Source organism: Lutispora sp. QWL-02, from assembly GCF_058315355.1.
The window spans coordinates 3,339,988-3,358,178 of record NZ_CM177762.1 but is presented as its reverse complement, the minus strand read 5'-3'; the positions used below and the strand labels follow the sequence as shown (position 1 = coordinate 3,358,178).

Here is an 18,191-nt window from a genome sequence, read left to right as displayed (position 1 = left end):
GAGATTCCTGCGTTGCAGGAAATAGAAGATAAATACTCGGACAAAGATGTCAAGATTCTGGCTATACTCGCAGACAATGAGCTTGAAGCCGGGAAAAAGATATTAGATCAAAAAGGCGGCAAATATACGAACATCCTTACAACAGACAGCCTTATAGACGGCTTCCTGGATCAGATAATGTATGTCCCCACTACATTGATTGTAAACAGCAAGGGGGATATGGTTGGCGAAATGATAGCAGGAGCCCGGTCAACGGATGAATTCTCAAAACTTATAGAAGATGCATTAAAAGACTTGTAATATTTACAAGTCTTTTAAATTTTATCTTGACAAAATCATATGAAGATATATAATAAAATTAAATTTTACAATAAAATAAATTTTAATGATAAACATTAATATATCATCAAACATTTTTGGAGGTTTCTATGAAAAAAGAAAAAATACTTTCTAATTTGGAGGAAATAAAGGTTTTTACCGACCCTTTCAGAATGAAGATCCTTTTTGCATTGGATGAAGCTCCTATGACGGTCAAGCAGCTTGCAGATATGCTTGGAGAAATCCCGTCAAAGGTGCATTATCATGTAAAGGAATTGGAGCGCATAGGTGTATTGGAGATTGTGGATAAGAAAGAGAAGTCGGGTATTGTTGAGAAGTATTACTACCCCACTGCAGAAAGCTTCAGGGTAGAAAAGATAATCATGAAGGAGGAAGGCTGGCAGGAACATATAGGCAATTTAAAGGATACTGCGTTTAGAAATGCATCAGAGGATTATAGAGACTATCTGAGCAAGAAGAAGGATGATGATAAAGAGATATTCAATTACGGGGTTATTCACCTGACTGATGAAGAATTTGATGAGCTAAGGAAAAAGATAGAAGAGTTACTAGAGAAGAGCGATAAGCGAAAGGATACAAAAGCTTATACGTATGTAATGGGGTTATTTAAAAAATATAATTGATTCTGGAGGATTTTGTGATGGAATTCAATGCTGCTGAGACAGAAAAAAGGGGTTATGGAGCGCTGCTTAAATATAAGGATTTTTTAAAGATCTGGGCCGGAAATACTATATCCAGATTTGGGGATGCCATAGACAGCATAGCTTTTCTATGGATGGTATATAAGATGACAGGTTCTACCTTGATGATGGGCACTGTAATGGCAGTTAACGCGGCACCTGCAGTCCTGTTCGGCATGCCGGCGGGAGTATTGGTAGACAGGATGAACAAGAAAAATGTGATGATTTTTACCGATTTGCTTAGAGGCTTTTCCACGGCTATTATGGCATTTCTTTACATCTCGGATATGGTCAGTCTCTGGCATCTATATATCCTGACCTTTATAAATTCATCCTGCGAGGTCTTTGCAAGCCCTGCGAGAGCATCAGTCATGCAGGTATTAGTGGATAAAAAGCACTATCTTCCCGCTAATTCACTGCGCCAGGCATCTTCTTCAGCGGCTGAAATCGCCGGTACTGCAGTTGCCGCTGTGGTCATGGGCTATATAGGCATCGGGGCGGCGATATTGATAGATTCCGCCACCTTCTTTATATCCTCCTTTACCGCAATCATTGCAAGAATAGATACCATCGGCAACAAGGCTATTTCTTTGAACATGAAGCAATTTTACTTTGAATTCACTGAGGGGATTGCTGTTATAAAAAGCAATATAGTATTATTGGTATCTTTGACCATGGCTTGCCTGGTAAACCTGGTATTAGCTCCTTTTAACGTGCTTTTGCCGGTATATTCGGATAAAATATTGATGGCCGGAGAAAGAGGCATGAGCTTCATACTTATGTCATTTACTATAGGAATGATAGCAAGCTCGCTTCTCATAGGCCAAATCGGCGATAGATTCAAAAGAAGCGCTTTGGTAATAGCGGGTTTCATGGGATTAGGCTCAGGCATGCTGTCCTTCGGGTTTATAAATAATATAGAACTGGCTTGCTTTGCGGCAGCAATCGGCGGAGCATTTATCCCTGTGATCAGCGCAGGTTCAATGACGCTTATGCAGGAGTCTACCCCGGTGGACAAAATGGGCAGGGTATCATCTACAGCAACAACTTTATCCCTGTTAGGGCTTCCGTTGGGTTACGCCGTATCCGGTATAATGGCTTATGGCATAAATGTGCTAACAACCTTTAAGCTCGTAGGAGTTATGATCATCATTATTTCAATACCACCTATTTTTATAAAAAAATTCAGACAGCATTAGGCTTTTTCATCTTCGTATATAAATTATATTTCAGTAGTTTTTTTAATTAATCGCGAGATGCAATTGCATCTCTTTTTTTGTTATAATCATTTATGGAGGGGTGTTTATGTATGAAGATGTAAAAAATGAGATAATGATAGAAAAACATTTTGGATGCCATATCCAGGACATCTCAAAAAATGTTATAATAAGCCCTGTATGGCCTTTATCAGGTTTTATGGAAAAAGCGGATAGCATAATAAAAGAATTTAAGGGCTGGTATAAAGGCGTCACCCTATATTATCACGGAAAGCCCGTAACTGTGATCCAAAGCGGCATTGGTGCTCCGATGACCGGCGATTGCGTGATAGCCTTAGGCTATTCCGGTTGTGAGAACATATTTTTCTCAGGCTCTGCAGGTGGTATAAACAATAAGCTGAACTTCGGAGATATTCTGATATGCAGCAGCGCTGTTATAGGAGAAGGCTTTTCCAGATATCATTCTCAGAATATTGAAAAGGACTGCTTCGGACAGACAATATCAGGCAATGAAGGGCTGGCTCAGGCGTTATTTCAGCAATCGGTGCCGATTGCTCATTCTTTGGGAGTCGCTGTACATCGGGGTAAAATATTTACTACTGATTCCATATTGGGAGAGAACAAGAAAAGCTTTGACTATATGATCCGGAAAGGCTGCGATGCCGTTGAGATGGAGGCATCCTCAGTTTTTACTGCGGCTAGAGCTATAAAACGCAACGCAGCAGCTCTCATCACGATAAGCGATCTTCCTTTGAAGCGCAGGAATCTCTTTGAAGGGACAGAAGAAGAGGATGAGAAATACTATAAAAATACTGCATATGCACTTCCCGAAATCTTATTAGAAGCAGCAAGCATATAAGGAGGAGTAGATTTGAAATTTATAAGATTTAAAAAAGATGATTTTATAAGCTATGGCTTACTGGAAGGCGAGAAGGTTAAAATAATTCAAGGCGATATATTCGGAGACTATGAAATTACTGACAGCTTCTATGACATTACTGAAATTGATTTTCTTACCCCTTGCATGCCTTCAAAGATAGTTTGTGTAGGTCTTAACTATAGATCACATGCGCAGGAGATGAAGCTTGATTTACCCAAGGAGCCTGTTATATTTATAAAACCATCTACATCGATATTGGCGCATAGAGGAGAGATAATAAGGCCTGAAATGTCTCAAAGAGTTGATTATGAAGCTGAATTAGCTTTAGTGATGGGACGCCAGGCAAAAAACATCAAGCCCGATGAAGCTGTCGACTACATATTGGGTGCGACCTGCTTCAATGATGTGACTGCCAGAGATTTGCAGCAAAGGGACGGCCAGTGGACCAGGGCCAAATCCTTCGATACTTTTGCTCCCTTTGGGCCTTGTATTGCAACGGATTTGGATTACGACAACTTACCCTTGGAGCTCATATTGAACGGGGAAACAAAACAGAAATCCAATACCTCTGATTTTATATTCAGCGTGGGTGAAATGGTGAGTTTTATCAGCAATGTAATGCTTCTCAATCCCGGAGATGTGATCGCTACAGGAACTCCTTCCGGCATAGGTCCTCTAAATGCGGGGGATATAGTGCAAGTAAAGATCCAGGATGTGGGAATATTAAAGAATTATGTACGCTAGAAACGTACAAATATATAAAAAAGTATAAAATTCTCCCAAACTATATTTTTTTAAACTTCTGTAAATGATATAATGGAAGCATATTCAAGCTTGATTTTTATTGCTGATAATATACGGTTAAGGAGGTAAAAAAATGAGTATTCATGACTTGGATTTCATGACACAAAGGCTGAATGAATTAAAAGAACAAGGCGTATACAGAAAGCTCGCTGTTTTGGAAGGCCCTTCGGGAGCAAGAAGTGTGATAAACGGCAAAGAAGTTATCAACCTTTCTTCAAACAATTATTTAGGCCTTGCCAATCACCCCAGATTAAAAAAGGCGGCTATGGAAGCCCTGGAAAAATGGGGAGTTGGAGCCGGAGCAGTGAGAACAATAATAGGCAACATGAGTATACATGAAGAACTGGAGGCAAAGCTGGCTGAATTTAAGCATGTTGAGGCTGTACTGGTTTTTCAATCCGGATTCACTGCCAATGCAGGTGTGATCCCTGCAGTGGTTGATAAGGGAGATATAATAATAAGTGATGAGCTTAACCATGCCAGCATTATAGACGGATGCAGATTGAGCCGTGCTGATGTAGTGAGGTATAAGCACAGCGACATGGAGGATTTGGAGAGAGTTATAAACGAGGTTAAGGATAACTACAATACAAAGCTGATCATAACAGACGGCGTATTCAGCATGGACGGAGATGTTGCAAAGCTGCCCGAAATAGTGGATCTGGCAGAAAAGTACAGCTGCCTTACATATGTAGATGATGCTCATGCCAGCGGAGTCTTAGGCAAAAGCGGCAGAGGATCTGCTGACCATTTTGGGCTTCATGGAAGAGTTGACATACAGATAGGCACCTTATCAAAGGCTATCGGTGTTGTAGGCGGATATGTTGCGGGCAGAAAGAATTTGATAGAATGGCTGAACCATAGAGGAAGACCTTTCCTTTTCAGCACGGCAGCTCCACCGTCTGTAGCTGCTGCTTGCCTTGAAGCCATAAAGATATTATCTGAGAGCACAGAGCTTACGGATAGGTTGTGGGAAAATGCAAGGTATCTGAAGAAAGGCTTAAAGGATCTGGGCTTTAATACAGGAAATAGCGAAACCCCAATAACTCCTGTGATTGCCGGAGATGATAAGCTTGCCATAGAGTTGAGTAAAAAGCTCTTTGAGGAAGGCGTATTTGCACAGAGCATTGTATTCCCTACGGTTCCTAGAGGCGGGGCCAGAGTGAGGACAATAGTTACGGCAGCTCATACCAAAGCGGATTTGGATGAAACTATAAGGGCTTTTGAGAAGGTTGGAAAAGGGCTTAAACTGATTAAATAGAATGTAAAAAAAATAAATATATGATATAATGATGCTGTATTTATTGTGTTTAGGGGAGCGGGTATGTGATGAGCGCCTTGCTGTCAGGCAATGTAAAAATTTTCGCCGATGATATTTCTCAGTTGTACAAGGTCTTTTTTAAGCGTTATCCGATTTTAAAGCTTTTAGTTGCAAAGGTGCTGCTTTATGGCTCGGGTAATTTCGGGTTATCACTTATTGATGAAGATATTGTATTAGGTCAATATACCATATATGCGACCAATGAGGGAAATATAATAAAGGATGGATTGGACGACAAAGTAAATATAGGCTTTAAAGTCCAAAAAAATGTTTTTGACGATGTATTGGACAACAAAGATTTATATTTATCAAAGCCATATAAGTTATTCAAATTTATTCCAAGCCTATTATCCTCAATTTATATAAATAAGCATGATAATAAAGGGGATTATTTAAAAGGCGAAAAAGTAATTTTGCGTCAAGGCAGTGAAAAAGATCTATTTTACCTTCACAGCTGGTATAATGACGTAGAGCTTAATAAGCTTGCCGGTTGGACTGAGGGAAAGCTTAGCACCAATCAACTGAGGCTGAACTTGTCCAAGGGCTTTGGATATGATCCTATGAATCTTATCATAGAGACAGTAGCCGAAGGCAAGCCCATCGGCACAATCCAGCTGTATGATTTCAGTGAAATGGATCAAAGCTGCAAACTTGGAATAAGGATCGGCGATAGAGATTACTGGAGCAAAGGCTATGGAGAGGACGCTATAAAAATTCTGCTTAGCTTTGCTTTTTATGAGATGGATATTTTCAGAGTCTCTTTAAAGCTCTATGAATACAATGAAAGAGCTTCCAAATGCTATTTAAAATGCGGCTTCAGATATGAGGGGAGAACCAGAAAATCCGCTTTTATCGACGGAAACTTTTACGACGAGATCATAATGGGAGCATTGAAAAGTGAATTTGTAAGCGAACAGCAGAAATGGATAAGATAAAGATCAGGCCCTGTCAGGGCCTGAATTTTTATCGCTTCATGTCTAACATATCTTGTATCATGTCGTTAATTCTGAAGAAAGTATTTCTGCCTGTTCTACTTATTCTTTTTCGTACTTTGCCGCTAAAAATAGGCAAAAGCATTAATCCGCCTATAGCACCCATGGTTCCCATTCTCATCATAGTGCGTCTTCTTTGCAACATATAAGTCACTTCCTTTCAGATTTAAATCTGATGTGTTCAATATTTAGCTTGTGTTTTTTTTATACAAATAAAACATGAAAATTGTAGAATTTTTTTGTTTAGCGAGATACTGATTGAGTATTAGTCGAAAATAGGAGGATTATAGTTTTTTTTATAGAATTATAGTTAAATTACATCTTTTTGTTAAAAAATAAATTTTAATATGGATTAGGGTGATAGTATGGGCAAGGAAGAATTTTATTTTTCTCTGGATATTGGCACCAGAACCGTAGTGGGCATAGTTGGAGTTTTTCACGGAGAAGTCTTTGAGATAATGGATTTCGAAGTTGAAGAGCATAAAAAAAGAGCGATGTATGATGGTCAGATACATGATATTAACCTGGTGAGAGAAACGGTAACAAACGTGAAAGAAAAGCTTGAAAAGAGACTGAATATTAAATTGGACAAGGTATCCATTGCTGCAGCAGGAAGAAGTCTCAAAACATGCAAGATAGAAGTTTCCAGGGAGATAGATCCCCTTACATATATTGATAAGGATATCATAGCCAGCCTTGAAATAGAAGCCATTCAAAAAGCACAAAAAGAAATGATGAGCATGAACGCCGGTGAGAATTCAGAGTATTATTGCGTCGGATATGCAGTCACAAACTATTTTTTGAATGGCACAATAATAGGGAAGCTTGATGGCCACCGCGGCAGCAGCATAGGCGTTGAAGTGATTGCAACTTTCTTGCCAAGGACTGTAATAGACAGCCTTCAAACGGTAATCAGACTATCAGGCTTATCTATACACAACATGACTTTGGAGCCTATTGCTGCAATGAATGTTGCCATACAGGATAATTTTAAGCTTTTAAATATAGCTTTGGTAGATGTAGGCGCAGGTACATCAGATATTGCTCTTACCAAAAACGGAACCATATTTGCTTTTGCCATGGTTCCCACTGCAGGCGATGAAATCACTGAAAAAATCGGCGAGGCCTATCTGTTAGACTTTGATACTTCGGAAAAAGTAAAATTGAGCCTATCCAAAAAGTCTGCAATCAAATTTAAAGATATTATGGGCGTCAAGCATCAAGTGAGTGCGGATGAAGTTATGAAAATTGCAGAGACGGCGGTAAAAGATTTGGCTCTGGAAATAAGCCAAAAAATAATAGAATATAACGGCAAATCCCCCAGCGCTGTTTTTCTTATAGGAGGAGGCAGCTGCATCCCTTTGCTGGCAGATTATATAGCTTTGAATCTCGAATTGCCCAAAGATAGAGTCGGAGTAAGAAAAACAGATATAATAAAAGATGTAATTTTTGGCGGCAGAAGGGTTTCGGGTCCGGAGTTTATTACTCCCATCGGCATAGGAGTATCTGCCCGCAGCGTTAAAAAAAGCGATTTTATTCATGTTGTAGTCAATGATAAGCCTGTAAAGCTCCTTAATACAAATGGCATTACCGTTGCTGATGTCCTCATATTCATCGGGTTCAACCCGAGACTTCTCATAGGGCCGAGGGGCCAAGATCTGCACTATGAATTAAACGGAGAAAAAGTAGTGCTGAAAGGCCATCTGGGGGAGCCTTCTGCAATCTTTGTTAATGATATGCCGAGCAATATAAATACTGAAGTATTTAATGGGGATATAATAAAGGTGCAGGGGGCTGTAGGAGGAAAATCCCCCAGAATCCAACTGAAGGAAATCATAAAAGATACTTCCCGGAAAGCTGTAAGCATCAATGGTCAGGAGTATGAACTAAAAGTCAGAGCAATGGTGAACGGGGAAATCGTTGATGACAGCTATGAAATGAAGGATGGGGATGTTGTCAGATTCAAATACACGGAAACAGTTAGGGAGATACTTGAAGAGCTAAGGATTCCTAAAGATTCTTTTCACATTTTTATAAATGATAAAAATGCTTTTTTGGATGGTAAGATTAAAGATGGGGATAGAATAGAAATGAAAGTCAAATAAAGAATAATTTTTTGAACTAAAATAGAATATATATAGTGCAGAAACTGTTAATAAGGGGTGCTGTAAGTTGAACATAAGTTTTAAAACAATTGCTGTACTATTGATTTTTATGGTAATTATTCTGATATTTGGCTCTGCGGTTCTATTTCTATCAGGAGATAAAATTGCTCCAAATGTGTCTATAGATGGATTTGATGTGGGAAGGATGACCAGGGGAGAGGCCATGCTTCAGCTTAGCAATGCCTTTGATAATAACCTTAATGAGACCTATATACCATTAAAACATGGAGAAGGATTATGGCAGATGAATTATAAGGATATAAGCTACAGCTATGATTATGGAAAGGCTGTTGAAGAGGCATACAAAATAGCAAGGGAAGGTAATATTTTCAGAAGATATGTGGATTCCATATATGTAAGGCTGAACAAGAAGGAAATAGGGATAGGATTCAGTTATAATAGAGATAGCATAGCAAAGCTCATCAAGGATATCTCAAAAGAAATAGATAAGGAGGCAAAAGATGCGGCTATCAGGTTAATTTCAGGTAAATTTCAGATAACTGAGGAAAAGCCGGGCGCTAAACTAAACCAAGAAAAGGCAGTAAAAATGATAGAGGCCGGTGTCGTTGAGAGAAGCATTGCAGCGATAGAACTGCCGGTGGAGGTTATCGACGCAGACATAAAAAGCTCTGAACTTGCCAATATTACCGATAAATTAGGAGAATATGCTACGAGCTTCAATGCGGGCAATCAATCAAGATCCAGCAATATCAAGATAGCAACAAAAAGCGTTACGGATGTATTAGTCCATCCCGGGGGAACCTTTTCGCTAAACAAAACCATAGGCCCCAGGCTTGCGAAGTATGGATACAGAACCGCTAAGGTTATCATCAATAATGAATATGTAGACGGTATAGGAGGAGGCATATGTCAGGTATCCTCAACCTTGTATAATGCTGCGCTGCTGTCTAACCTAAAAATAGTCGAGAGGAAGAATCATTCTCTGCCTTCCGATTATGTCAGCATGGGAAGAGATGCAACCATATCCGGAGACTATATTGACTTGAAATTTATGAATAACTCTAAATATCCTATATATATATATGGTGAAGTAAAAGGCAATCAGGTCAAATTCAGCATATATGGGAAAAACGAGAATCAGGGAAAACAAATAAAGATAAAAACTGAAGTATTAAAAAAGATTGAACCTAAGATAAAAATAATAGAGGATAACTCATTGCCTGTCGGTAAAAAAGTTGTTGAAAAGAAAGCAAAACCCGGTTATGTAGTCAGGAGCTACAGGGTCCTTGTGGAAAACGGCAAAGAGATTTTGGTAGAACCTCTGTTTACAGATACCTACAGGGTATCGGACGGTGTAACTCGTGTCGGAACAAAGCCTGTTCAGATTATTGAGGAAATCAAATCACAAGATGAAATCGGTATAAACTGATAATATAATTGCATTGGAGTATAGAAGATGAAAAGTATTTATTACACAAAAGAAGTCAAATGCCCAGTATGTTCACTGCCTTTTTCCAGTACTAAGGTAAGAACCAGTGTTTTAAAAATGGAACACAAAGATGAAGATTTTTGTGTACACTATAAAGAGCATAATCCTATTTATTATGATATATTTGTTTGCCCCAATTGCGGTTACGCTTCTTCGGAAAATTCCTTTAATGATTTAGGAAGCAAAGATATAAAAACTCTGATAAATGCTTTTTTAGGAAGGAGCATAGGCAGAAATTTCTGCGGAATCAGAAGCCATACAGATGCATTGGATAGCTATAAGATCGCGTTATATACTGCAAACCTGATAGATGGAAGAAAAAGCTATACAGGCGGATTAGCTTTAAAAACCGCCTGGATGTATAGATATATAAATGATCCAAACGAAAGAATCTTTCTGAAAATAGCTCTTGATTCTTATACTGAAGCCTACGAAAAAGAAAGATTCCCTATAAATGGCATGGACGAGCTTACAGTCATATATTTAATAGGCGAATTGTCCAGGAGGCTGGAAATATACGATAAGGCAATAGAGTGGTTTAGCAAGGTCGTAAGCCATCCTGAACGCGAATTTAATGTTAGGATAGAGAAATTAGCCAGAGAACAATGGCATTTGGTCAGAGATTTATTGAAGAAAATTTAATATTGATTTCACAGAAATTCCATTGAATATTTGGAAAATTCTAATTAAAATTAAGTATAACAAATAATGGGGGTGAATACATTGAGAGATATGAACAGCACTGCCTTGAAAATAGTTGATAATGTAGGTCTGGCCTTTGTCGGGAAACGGAGCGTAATCGAAAAGATTGTAGTAGCCATACTGAGCAGCGGCCATGTACTGATTGAAGATGTACCCGGGGTGGGAAAGACAACTCTGGTACAAGCCATAGCAAAGTCCTTGGGATGCAGCTTCAAAAGGATACAGTTCACTCCTGATTTGCTGCCCTCAGATATAACCGGAATATCCGTATATAATTCTAAAACCGGTAATTTTGAGTTCAAAGAAGGCCCCATTGTGGCAAATGTTATTTTGGCTGACGAAATAAATCGCAGTTCTCCAAAGACTCAATCAAGTCTATTGGAAGCAATGCAGGAAGGCCAAATAACAGTTGACGGGATGACGTATAAGCTTCCTCAGCCCTTTGTGGTATTGGCAACTCAAAATCCCATCGAATATGAAGGGACCTTTCCCTTGCCGGAGGCTCAATTAGACCGCTTTGCCATGCGTGTGAAAATCGGTTATCCGGATTTTGAAGAGGAAAAAAACATACTTAAATTTCAGGAAAAACCTTCGGAAAAAATTGATGCGGTGATCACAGCCCAAGAAGTGATCAAGCTGAGGGAAGATATAAAAGATATACATGTAGAGAATTCTCTGGAGGATTATATCATTTCAATAGTTCAAGCCACAAGAAAGCATCCCGATATATATCTGGGCTGCAGCCCAAGAGGCAGTCTGGCTTTGTTTAATGCATCCCGAGGCCTTGCTTTTATAAGAAACAGAGACTATGTGCTTCCCGATGACGTAAAAGAATTGGCTCAGGTTGTGCTGAATCATAGGATCATATTGAAGCCTGAAGCCAGGATGAAGGGAAAGACAGTCAGCGATGTAGTCTCGTCCATATTAGACTCCATAAGAGTGCCCGTGGTGAGAAGCAATGGATAAGGCAAATGCAGGAGCGTTCATAATACTGGGCGTTTTGTTTATTTCTGCCCTTTTGATAGGAGGAACTTTTTTTTACGGCATATTTTTCTTCGTTTTATTTCTCATTATTCTATCCTATTATTCGGGTAAAAAAATATACAGATGTATGGAATGCCTTATCTGGAAGTCTGATGTAAAAGTTACTGCAGGGATTGATATGAACTATAGCGTAGAAATATATAATTCTTCAATGTTTCCCATACCTTATATGGAGATTGATATGAGCTTGCCCGAAAATCTGACGGGAGAGCCGGAGCAATGTAATGCGAGGTCATTGGCGCCGGGAGGCAAAACCAGACTGATCAAAGCCTTTACATGCCGGCACAAAGGCGTATATGATTTAGGTATGGTCAATGTGATTTATAGCGATCCATTCTCAATATTTACGTGGAAAAAGCAATTCTCAAATGATATATCCTTAATTGTATATCCAAGAGTCCACCCTATTGAAAATATAGACATACCCGCCAATCAGCTTTTTGGAACCATATCAAAGAAGAATAGCGCCTTTGAGGATTTTACCAGCGTTAAGGATATAAGGAAATATCAATACGGTGACAGCTTAAAAAAAATTCACTGGAAGGTATCAGCACATAAAGGAGAGCTATATCTAAAGAATCTGGACATGAATGCTTCTACCCACATGCATCTGTTCTTAGATTTGTGCAGAGATAGCTATTCGGGAGATCATAGCGATGACATAGAGGAAAAAGCCGCGGAATGGACTGCTTCCCTTATAAATTTTGCTATGTCAAAAGGAATCGGCGTTAATCTTTATGCGATGGGTAAAGAATATATAAATTTGTCGGATAAGGAAGCGGGGATTTTTGAAACCTATTTGGATGCCCTGGCAAATCTTAAAGCTGAAGGTACGGTCGGCATAGTTCAAATCATATACAAAGAAGCACAAAAATTGAATAACGGCGTTACTATAATCGTGATCACACCAAGCGTTGACAGCGATCTGATTGAAATGACGATTCAGCTGAAGCATAAGGGATTCCAATTCATTTTATTTGAAATCAATGATGAGAGCACAAAAACACAAGAAACAGATATGGTGATGCCCAATGGAACAAGCTATATCGGCATTCAAATCCATGGAGAATCTGATAAAATTGTGAGGGATAGATATGCGTAAGCAGGCTTTTATAGATCGCTTTTTTAAGCTTTTTTTGCTGTTCATAATGATCCTTGCACTTTCCATGGGTATAAGAGATTATTTCTCTATGGATATAAGCTTTATTGATTTGCTTCTTTACGATCTCATCCTTGTGCTTGCAACGTCATTGCTATACAGTTTCCCTCAGATTATCGGATGGGGTATTCTTGCTTCTGCAGCTGCAGCAGTATATATGAAATATTATCACGGCCAGTTATTTGACAAGATGCTGAGGGAGGCTCTTCTTTTCTTGCAGTGGCTTCCTGCTTACATCGCCGGATATGCTGTATATTTGGAGGAATACAGCATTCAACTGCTGATAACCATACTGTTTTTTTCAGCCGGCCTGATGTCGGTGCTTGTCTTTTCAAAAATAAATAAGCTGGTAGTCACTGCCATCGGCATCATTGTTTTTTCCTTCTTCTGGTTTACATATGTAGAAAAGGCCAAGTTATATCTGATGATTTACTTCTTTTCATCTCTTATATTGCATTCCTACAGCTTATGGGAGAAAAAGAAAGGGGAATGGAGCAGCAGAGAAATCCCCATATCATTGAGCTTCTATAGCAGCTGGATAATAAGTGCATTGCTGCTCATAGGATTTTCTATATTTTTCATGCTCATGCTGCCCTTAAATATCAGACCTCTGAGGGTAACGGCCATCAATAATTTTATGATGCGGAACTTTCCCTTCGTTGAGCAATGGAAAAACAGCTCGGAAGAAAGCTATGGATACAGTTTCAGATTCAGCCTGTCCACTGCTGTGTATAACGGTAAAAAATTAGGAGGGCCCATTAGCTTTAGCGGAATACGCATGCTGACTTTAAAGAGCGATCTGAAAAGCAATCTGTATCTTCGCGGCAGCGTTTATGATAAATATACAGGCTTTAATTGGAATAAATCCAGAAAGGTATCTCAGCCATATGAGAGGGATAAGCCTGATGATCTGCCTCCAAAACTAAAATATAGGGAAGTGAAGATGGAAATAAAGCCTGAAAGGCTGGTTTCATCCACCTTCTTTAGTGCTCTGTATCCTGCTGGGATCGGATATGATGGAGATAAGATTTTTATCAATCAAGACTTTGAGCTTTATGGAGGAAATCTGATTTCCAGCGGCACAAGCTATGAAATAAAGAGCAAAGTACCGCTTTTATCGGAAAGGATGCTCAGAACCCAGTTCTCATATGCAGATGAAGACATGATGAAGCAGTATCTCAAGCTGCCCCAGGGCATCCCGGGCAGGGTAAAAAAATTGGTGGAAGAACTGACATGGGATAAAAGCAGCAATTATGATAAAGCAAAGGCCATAGCAGATTATCTGAGAAAAAATCATATCTATACTTTAAAACCTGGAAAAGTGCCAGAAGATAAGGATTTTATTGACTATTTTCTATTTGAGAAAAAAGAAGGCTATTGCACCTACTTTGCCACTTCAATGGCCGTTATGCTCAGATTGGCAGGGATTCCTTCAAGATATGTGGAGGGTTTCCTGATAAAGCCCGAAGGACAAGGCAAAAAAACATATGATGTGCTCGATAGCGAGGCCCATGCTTGGGTAGAGGCTAACTTAGGGGAATATGGCTGGGTAACCTTTGAGCCCACGCCTGCCTACGAGGATGTTAAGCCGGAGGAACTTCCGGAAGATGGAGGGACAGGTGAGGCCCCCCAAAGCAATGGAAACGATCTTCCGTCCTTTTCTCAAGATGCCGTAAACAAGTCCCGCAGAGAAAAGGAACTGCTGGAAGAAGACATATATACCGGTGAAGATTCAAAAATCAAAGGCGATGACAAGAGCACGTTCATCACAATATTTATTTTTATAATTTCAGCTTTTGTTTTATCAAGAATTTTTTATGGCATCATCAGAATTAATATATTTAAATTTATGAAATTGAAAAATTCCAAAAAATTTGCCGAAAGTTATATAAAGCAAGTGATCTGGATGCTGGAAAGAGCCAATAGGAAGAAATATGACAGTGAAACCTTTAGAGAGTTCATAAACAGCGCATCTGGCGCTTTCGAGCTGGATAAGGATAGCTGTGAATATATTATTTCAACTATTGAGGGCATAATATACGGAGAAAAAACTATAGAATATGCAGAAGCATATGAACTAAAGAGCTTTGGAGAACGTCTGAGGAAGAATATTAAAGCAAAACTGGGCATAATGGAGTATATCTTGAATTTTTATTTTGGCAAGCCATAAAAAAATATTTGTGCTTTAGCATTTGCTGTGATATAATATTTTCGTTAGCGCGAGTGACGGAATTGGCATACGTATACGATTCAGGTTCGTAGTTTTGCGGGTTCAACTCCCGCCTCGCGCACCATAATGAAAGCGAATCACTCCTATGAGTGATTTTTTTATATAGGCGAATGAATAGCTCGGGAGTTGAACGGGCGGAAAAGGAAATGCGCCCTTTGGAAGCATTTACCGCCCAGGCGTAATAGCGAGCCAAAGCGAGCGGAGCAACTCCCGCCTCGCGCACCAAAAAGTTAAAAAGATGATTACAGGCCTTCTCGTATTGTACGGGAAGGTTTTTTATAATGCATAGGGAAGCATGATTGGGGTATGGAATTTGTAAGAGCATGAAATGTGTTGTAAAATAGTATTGTAATTGTATAATTCAGGAGGAGCTAAGTTGAAATACCGTTGTTTGATTTTAGATCATGACGATACCGCAGTCAAAAGTACGCCGGATATTCACTATCCGTCCTTTGTGGAAGCCCTAAGGGTATTAAGGCCCGATATGAAGACTTTAAAGCTTGAGGAGTTTGTCCGCTATTGCTTTAATCCGGGGTTTTACGGGCTATGCAAAGATATATTGAAATTCAGCGAGGAAGAGCAGCAATATCAATATGATATCTGGAAGAGGCACACAAAATCAAAGGTGCCAGGCTTTTATCCCGGCTTTGCCGATTTGGTAAAAAAATATAAAGAGTCGGGAGGAATAATATGCGTTGTTTCCCATTCGGAAAGCCGGCAGATCATAAGGGATTACATGTTAAACTGCGGCTTGTCTCCTGATTTGATATTCGGTTGGGAGCTGGAAGAAGAGCAGAGGAAGCCTAACCCATATCCAATCCTGGAAATCATGAGGAGATTCAGCCTGGAAAATCGCAATATATTGGTGGTAGACGATTCAAAGCCCGGCTTGGATATGGCAAGGAGCTGCAATATTGAATTCGCAGGAGCAGGATGGTCTCATGTGATTCCGGAAATAAAAGATTACATGAAAGCAAATTCTGACCACTATTTCCCTACCGTGGACTCTTTGGAAAGATTTATATTTTCAACATAAGTCCGGGTATGAGCTCACATAGCATATTCCTTGTAATACCAACAAAGTAATAATAGAATAAAATTATGACTATTTCTGAGACGAGAGGGAGAATTGCAATGTTATCAGAACAAAACAAATACAAAATGATAGTAATGGATATGGATTATACTCTTTTGAACAAACAGAAAGAGGTTTCTCCGAGAAATAAAGAAGCCCTGGCTGAAGCGGCAAAAAAAGGAGTTCATCTTGTCGTAGCCACAGGAAGGATATATTCCTCAGCCAGGTTTTATACAAGACTTCTTGGCATAAACACTCCAATAATCGCTAGTAATGGCGCAATAATAAGAGAAGATTATACCAACAATATAATGTTTCAAAGCATTCTCTTGGATGAAGTCGCTTTGGAGATGATAACGCTGTGCAAGAGCAGCGGCTTATATTGCCATCTTTACTCCCAGGATACGGTATATACTGAGAAGATAGTGAATATTTCACAAAAATATACTGAATGGAATCAAAGCTTGAGGGAAGAAGACCGCATAAATGTGAGGGTGGTAGAATCCTTGGAAAAGACGGTAAAGGAGGAAAAGGGCAAGATATTGAAGGCCGTAGTAGTGGATGACGATGAAAAAAGGCTTGCCGGGATAAGACAGGAAATATTGAGCACCGGGAAGGTGTCTGTGAGTCAATCTTTGAGAGATAATCTGGAGGTCATGAATAAGGGTATAAATAAAGGCAATGCCATAAGGATTTTAGGAGAGATATATGGCATAAAAAGAGAAGAGATAATAGCCATGGGCGATAATGAAAATGATATAAGCATGATAGAATATGCCGGGATGGGCATAGCCATGGGCAATGCAGTGGATGATTTGAAGAAGAAGGCGGATTATATAACCGCTTGTTATGACGAAGACGGAGTTGCACAAGCGATAGAGAAGCTTGTATTATAAGGGGTGCATAATGAATTGGATCGAGTGAGCATAGTAAAATGCAGCGATTATAAATATGATCAGGTAGATAAGGCAGTAGCCCAATCCCTTGATGCATTAAAAGGATTAAAGGACAAAATCAAACCGGGAAGCAATGCCTTGGTGAAGGTCAATTTGCTTAAGAAGAACAGCCCTGATGACGCGGTGACTACTCATCCTGCAGTGGCAGAGGCTATCGTACGATACCTTCAGAGGCTGGGCTGCAATGTGACCCTGGGTGATAGCCCCGGAGGGCCGTATACAGAATGGATGCTGAGAGGTATATATAAAGCTACAGGTATGGCAGAGGTTGCCCAAAGGACAAACTGCAGCCTGAATTATGACGTATCCGTAACGGAGATACATAATGAATGTGGAAGAATGTTGAAAAACATGCAGGTCATCAAGGTTGCGGAGGATGCGGATTTTATTGTATCTGCTGCAAAGCTTAAGACACATGCCATGATGACCTATACTGGAGCTGTTAAAAATCTTTTTGGACTGATACCCGGCATCATAAAAGCTGATTATCATTTCAAAATGAATGACTTGGGAAACTTTGCAGCCCATCTTGTAGATATATGTGAATATGCAAAGCCGTTGTTTTCCGTTATAGATGGGATTGACGGCATGGAGGGCGATGGGCCTTCTGCCGGAGACAAAAGGCATGCAGGGGTGATCATGGCTTCCGAGAATCCATATGCTTTGGATTTCAGTGCCTTGAGAATGATAGGAATAAGTCCGGAGACGGTGCCGACGGTTGCGGAAGCCAAAAATCGCGGCTTGTTTTCCTGTGATGATAATGATATAGAGTACACTTGCCTGAAGCCTTCGGAGATAGATATCAAGCCTTTTAAAAAGCCGAAATCTCTGGATATAAACTTTGTTGGAGGAAGGATACCGGGTTTTGTTGAGAAATGGGCATTGAATAATTTAAGGCCTAAGCCGGTATTTGATCCGGATATCTGCATCGCGTGCGGTATCTGCAAGGAAAGCTGTCCGCCAAAGGTTATCAATATGGACAGCGGCAAACCTGTGGCGGATTTAGATAAATGTATAAGATGTTTTTGCTGCCATGAGCTTTGCCCCAAAAAAGCGATAAATATAAAAAAGCATTGGATATATGACAGGCTATTCAGATAAGCCTGTCTTTTTTTGCTTATTAACATGTTTGAGACTTAGAAAATATTATGGTAAAATTAGCATAGATATGTATATA

At 39.6% G+C, this 18,191-nt stretch carries 17 protein-coding genes and 1 tRNA gene; 17 read left to right on the top strand and 1 reads right to left on the bottom strand.

Annotated elements, in window-relative coordinates; genetic code table 11:
- Nucleotides 1-12 precede the first annotated feature (12 nt).
- The 7 genes from AC4HCY_RS15805 (at nucleotide 13) to AC4HCY_RS15775 (ending at nucleotide 6,176) form a co-directional block, all read left to right on the top strand.
- Nucleotides 13-300, top strand: a complete 288-nt coding sequence (locus AC4HCY_RS15805) for a TlpA family protein disulfide reductase (protein WP_323430339.1) — start codon at nucleotides 13-15, stop codon at nucleotides 298-300.
- A gap of 128 nt (nucleotides 301-428) precedes the next feature.
- A complete protein-coding gene (locus AC4HCY_RS15800) occupies nucleotides 429-962 on the top strand; it encodes a helix-turn-helix domain-containing protein (protein WP_323430340.1) in 534 nt (177 codons plus the stop codon).
- A 17-nt stretch (nucleotides 963-979) separates the two neighbouring features.
- Nucleotides 980-2,218 (top strand): MFS transporter, encoded by a 1,239-nt coding sequence (locus AC4HCY_RS15795; protein ID WP_323430341.1) that lies wholly within the window; start codon nucleotides 980-982, stop codon nucleotides 2,216-2,218.
- A 106-nt stretch (nucleotides 2,219-2,324) separates the two neighbouring features.
- Nucleotides 2,325-3,095, top strand: coding sequence for a phosphorylase family protein (locus AC4HCY_RS15790; RefSeq protein ID WP_323430342.1), 771 nt, complete (start codon nucleotides 2,325-2,327; stop codon nucleotides 3,093-3,095).
- A 12-nt stretch (nucleotides 3,096-3,107) separates the two neighbouring features.
- On the top strand, nucleotides 3,108-3,860 hold the full coding sequence (locus AC4HCY_RS15785; RefSeq protein ID WP_323430343.1) for a fumarylacetoacetate hydrolase family protein: 753 nt from the start codon (nucleotides 3,108-3,110) through the stop codon (nucleotides 3,858-3,860).
- A 133-nt stretch (nucleotides 3,861-3,993) separates the two neighbouring features.
- Complete coding sequence (locus AC4HCY_RS15780; protein WP_491094599.1) at nucleotides 3,994-5,181, top strand: glycine C-acetyltransferase; 1,188 nt, start codon at nucleotides 3,994-3,996, stop codon at nucleotides 5,179-5,181.
- Nucleotides 5,182-5,249: 68 nt separating this feature from the next.
- Nucleotides 5,250-6,176, top strand: a complete 927-nt coding sequence (locus tag AC4HCY_RS15775; protein ID WP_323430393.1) for a GNAT family N-acetyltransferase — start codon at nucleotides 5,250-5,252, stop codon at nucleotides 6,174-6,176.
- Nucleotides 6,177-6,204: 28 nt separating this feature from the next.
- Here AC4HCY_RS15775 and AC4HCY_RS15770 read toward each other — a convergent pair whose 3' ends face one another.
- Complete coding sequence (locus AC4HCY_RS15770) at nucleotides 6,205-6,378, bottom strand: hypothetical protein (RefSeq protein ID WP_323430345.1); 174 nt, start codon at nucleotides 6,376-6,378, stop codon at nucleotides 6,205-6,207.
- Between the two features lie 220 nt (nucleotides 6,379-6,598).
- Between AC4HCY_RS15770 and AC4HCY_RS15765 the strand changes: the two genes are divergently transcribed.
- From AC4HCY_RS15765 to AC4HCY_RS15720, 10 genes are all read left to right on the top strand, one after another.
- Nucleotides 6,599-8,338 (top strand): cell division FtsA domain-containing protein, encoded by a 1,740-nt coding sequence (locus tag AC4HCY_RS15765; RefSeq protein WP_323430346.1) that lies wholly within the window; start codon nucleotides 6,599-6,601, stop codon nucleotides 8,336-8,338.
- Nucleotides 8,339-8,405: 67 nt separating this feature from the next.
- The gene (locus AC4HCY_RS15760; RefSeq protein WP_323430347.1) at nucleotides 8,406-9,788 is read left to right on the top strand and encodes a VanW family protein; all 1,383 of its coding nucleotides are present in this window, start codon (nucleotides 8,406-8,408) and stop codon (nucleotides 9,786-9,788) included.
- A 27-nt stretch (nucleotides 9,789-9,815) separates the two neighbouring features.
- Nucleotides 9,816-10,490 (top strand): DUF2225 domain-containing protein, encoded by a 675-nt coding sequence (locus AC4HCY_RS15755; RefSeq protein ID WP_323430348.1) that lies wholly within the window; start codon nucleotides 9,816-9,818, stop codon nucleotides 10,488-10,490.
- A gap of 90 nt (nucleotides 10,491-10,580) precedes the next feature.
- Nucleotides 10,581-11,516, top strand: a complete 936-nt coding sequence (locus AC4HCY_RS15750; RefSeq protein ID WP_323430394.1) for an AAA family ATPase — start codon at nucleotides 10,581-10,583, stop codon at nucleotides 11,514-11,516.
- On the top strand, nucleotides 11,509-12,696 hold the full coding sequence (locus AC4HCY_RS15745) for a DUF58 domain-containing protein (protein ID WP_323430349.1): 1,188 nt from the start codon (nucleotides 11,509-11,511) through the stop codon (nucleotides 12,694-12,696). Before AC4HCY_RS15750 ends, AC4HCY_RS15745 begins: the two co-directional genes overlap by 8 nt.
- Entirely contained in the window at nucleotides 12,689-14,923 is a 2,235-nt protein-coding gene (locus tag AC4HCY_RS15740) for a transglutaminase TgpA family protein (protein ID WP_491094598.1), read from the top strand. Before AC4HCY_RS15745 ends, AC4HCY_RS15740 begins: the two co-directional genes overlap by 8 nt.
- Nucleotides 14,924-14,970: 47 nt before the next feature.
- Nucleotides 14,971-15,047, top strand: a tRNA-Leu gene (locus AC4HCY_RS15735).
- A gap of 312 nt (nucleotides 15,048-15,359) precedes the next feature.
- A complete protein-coding gene (locus AC4HCY_RS15730; protein WP_491094597.1) occupies nucleotides 15,360-16,019 on the top strand; it encodes an HAD family hydrolase in 660 nt (219 codons plus the stop codon).
- Nucleotides 16,020-16,117: 98 nt separating this feature from the next.
- Nucleotides 16,118-16,954 carry a Cof-type HAD-IIB family hydrolase gene (locus AC4HCY_RS15725; protein WP_323430352.1) on the top strand — a complete coding sequence of 279 codons (837 nt, stop codon included), beginning with the start codon at nucleotides 16,118-16,120 and terminating at the stop codon, nucleotides 16,952-16,954.
- A gap of 24 nt (nucleotides 16,955-16,978) precedes the next feature.
- Nucleotides 16,979-18,115, top strand: a complete 1,137-nt coding sequence (locus AC4HCY_RS15720; protein ID WP_491096140.1) for a DUF362 domain-containing protein — start codon at nucleotides 16,979-16,981, stop codon at nucleotides 18,113-18,115.
- Nucleotides 18,116-18,191: the final 76 nt, after the last annotated feature.

Coding starts and splice junctions, on each gene's coding strand:
- AC4HCY_RS15775 (WP_323430393.1), top strand. CDS start 5,250: ATGAGCGCCTTGCTGTCAGGCAATGTAAAAATTTTCGCCGATGATATT.
- AC4HCY_RS15750 (WP_323430394.1), top strand. CDS start 10,581: ATGAACAGCACTGCCTTGAAAATAGTTGATAATGTAGGTCTGGCCTTT.
- AC4HCY_RS15770 (WP_323430345.1), bottom strand. CDS start 6,378: ATGTTGCAAAGAAGACGCACTATGATGAGAATGGGAACCATGGGTGCT.
- AC4HCY_RS15725 (WP_323430352.1), top strand. CDS start 16,118: ATGTTATCAGAACAAAACAAATACAAAATGATAGTAATGGATATGGAT.
- AC4HCY_RS15740 (WP_491094598.1), top strand. CDS start 12,689: ATGCGTAAGCAGGCTTTTATAGATCGCTTTTTTAAGCTTTTTTTGCTG.
- AC4HCY_RS15800 (WP_323430340.1), top strand. CDS start 429: ATGAAAAAAGAAAAAATACTTTCTAATTTGGAGGAAATAAAGGTTTTT.
- AC4HCY_RS15780 (WP_491094599.1), top strand. CDS start 3,994: ATGAGTATTCATGACTTGGATTTCATGACACAAAGGCTGAATGAATTA.
- AC4HCY_RS15745 (WP_323430349.1), top strand. CDS start 11,509: ATGGATAAGGCAAATGCAGGAGCGTTCATAATACTGGGCGTTTTGTTT.
- AC4HCY_RS15755 (WP_323430348.1), top strand. CDS start 9,816: ATGAAAAGTATTTATTACACAAAAGAAGTCAAATGCCCAGTATGTTCA.
- AC4HCY_RS15765 (WP_323430346.1), top strand. CDS start 6,599: ATGGGCAAGGAAGAATTTTATTTTTCTCTGGATATTGGCACCAGAACC.
- AC4HCY_RS15790 (WP_323430342.1), top strand. CDS start 2,325: ATGTATGAAGATGTAAAAAATGAGATAATGATAGAAAAACATTTTGGA.
- AC4HCY_RS15795 (WP_323430341.1), top strand. CDS start 980: ATGGAATTCAATGCTGCTGAGACAGAAAAAAGGGGTTATGGAGCGCTG.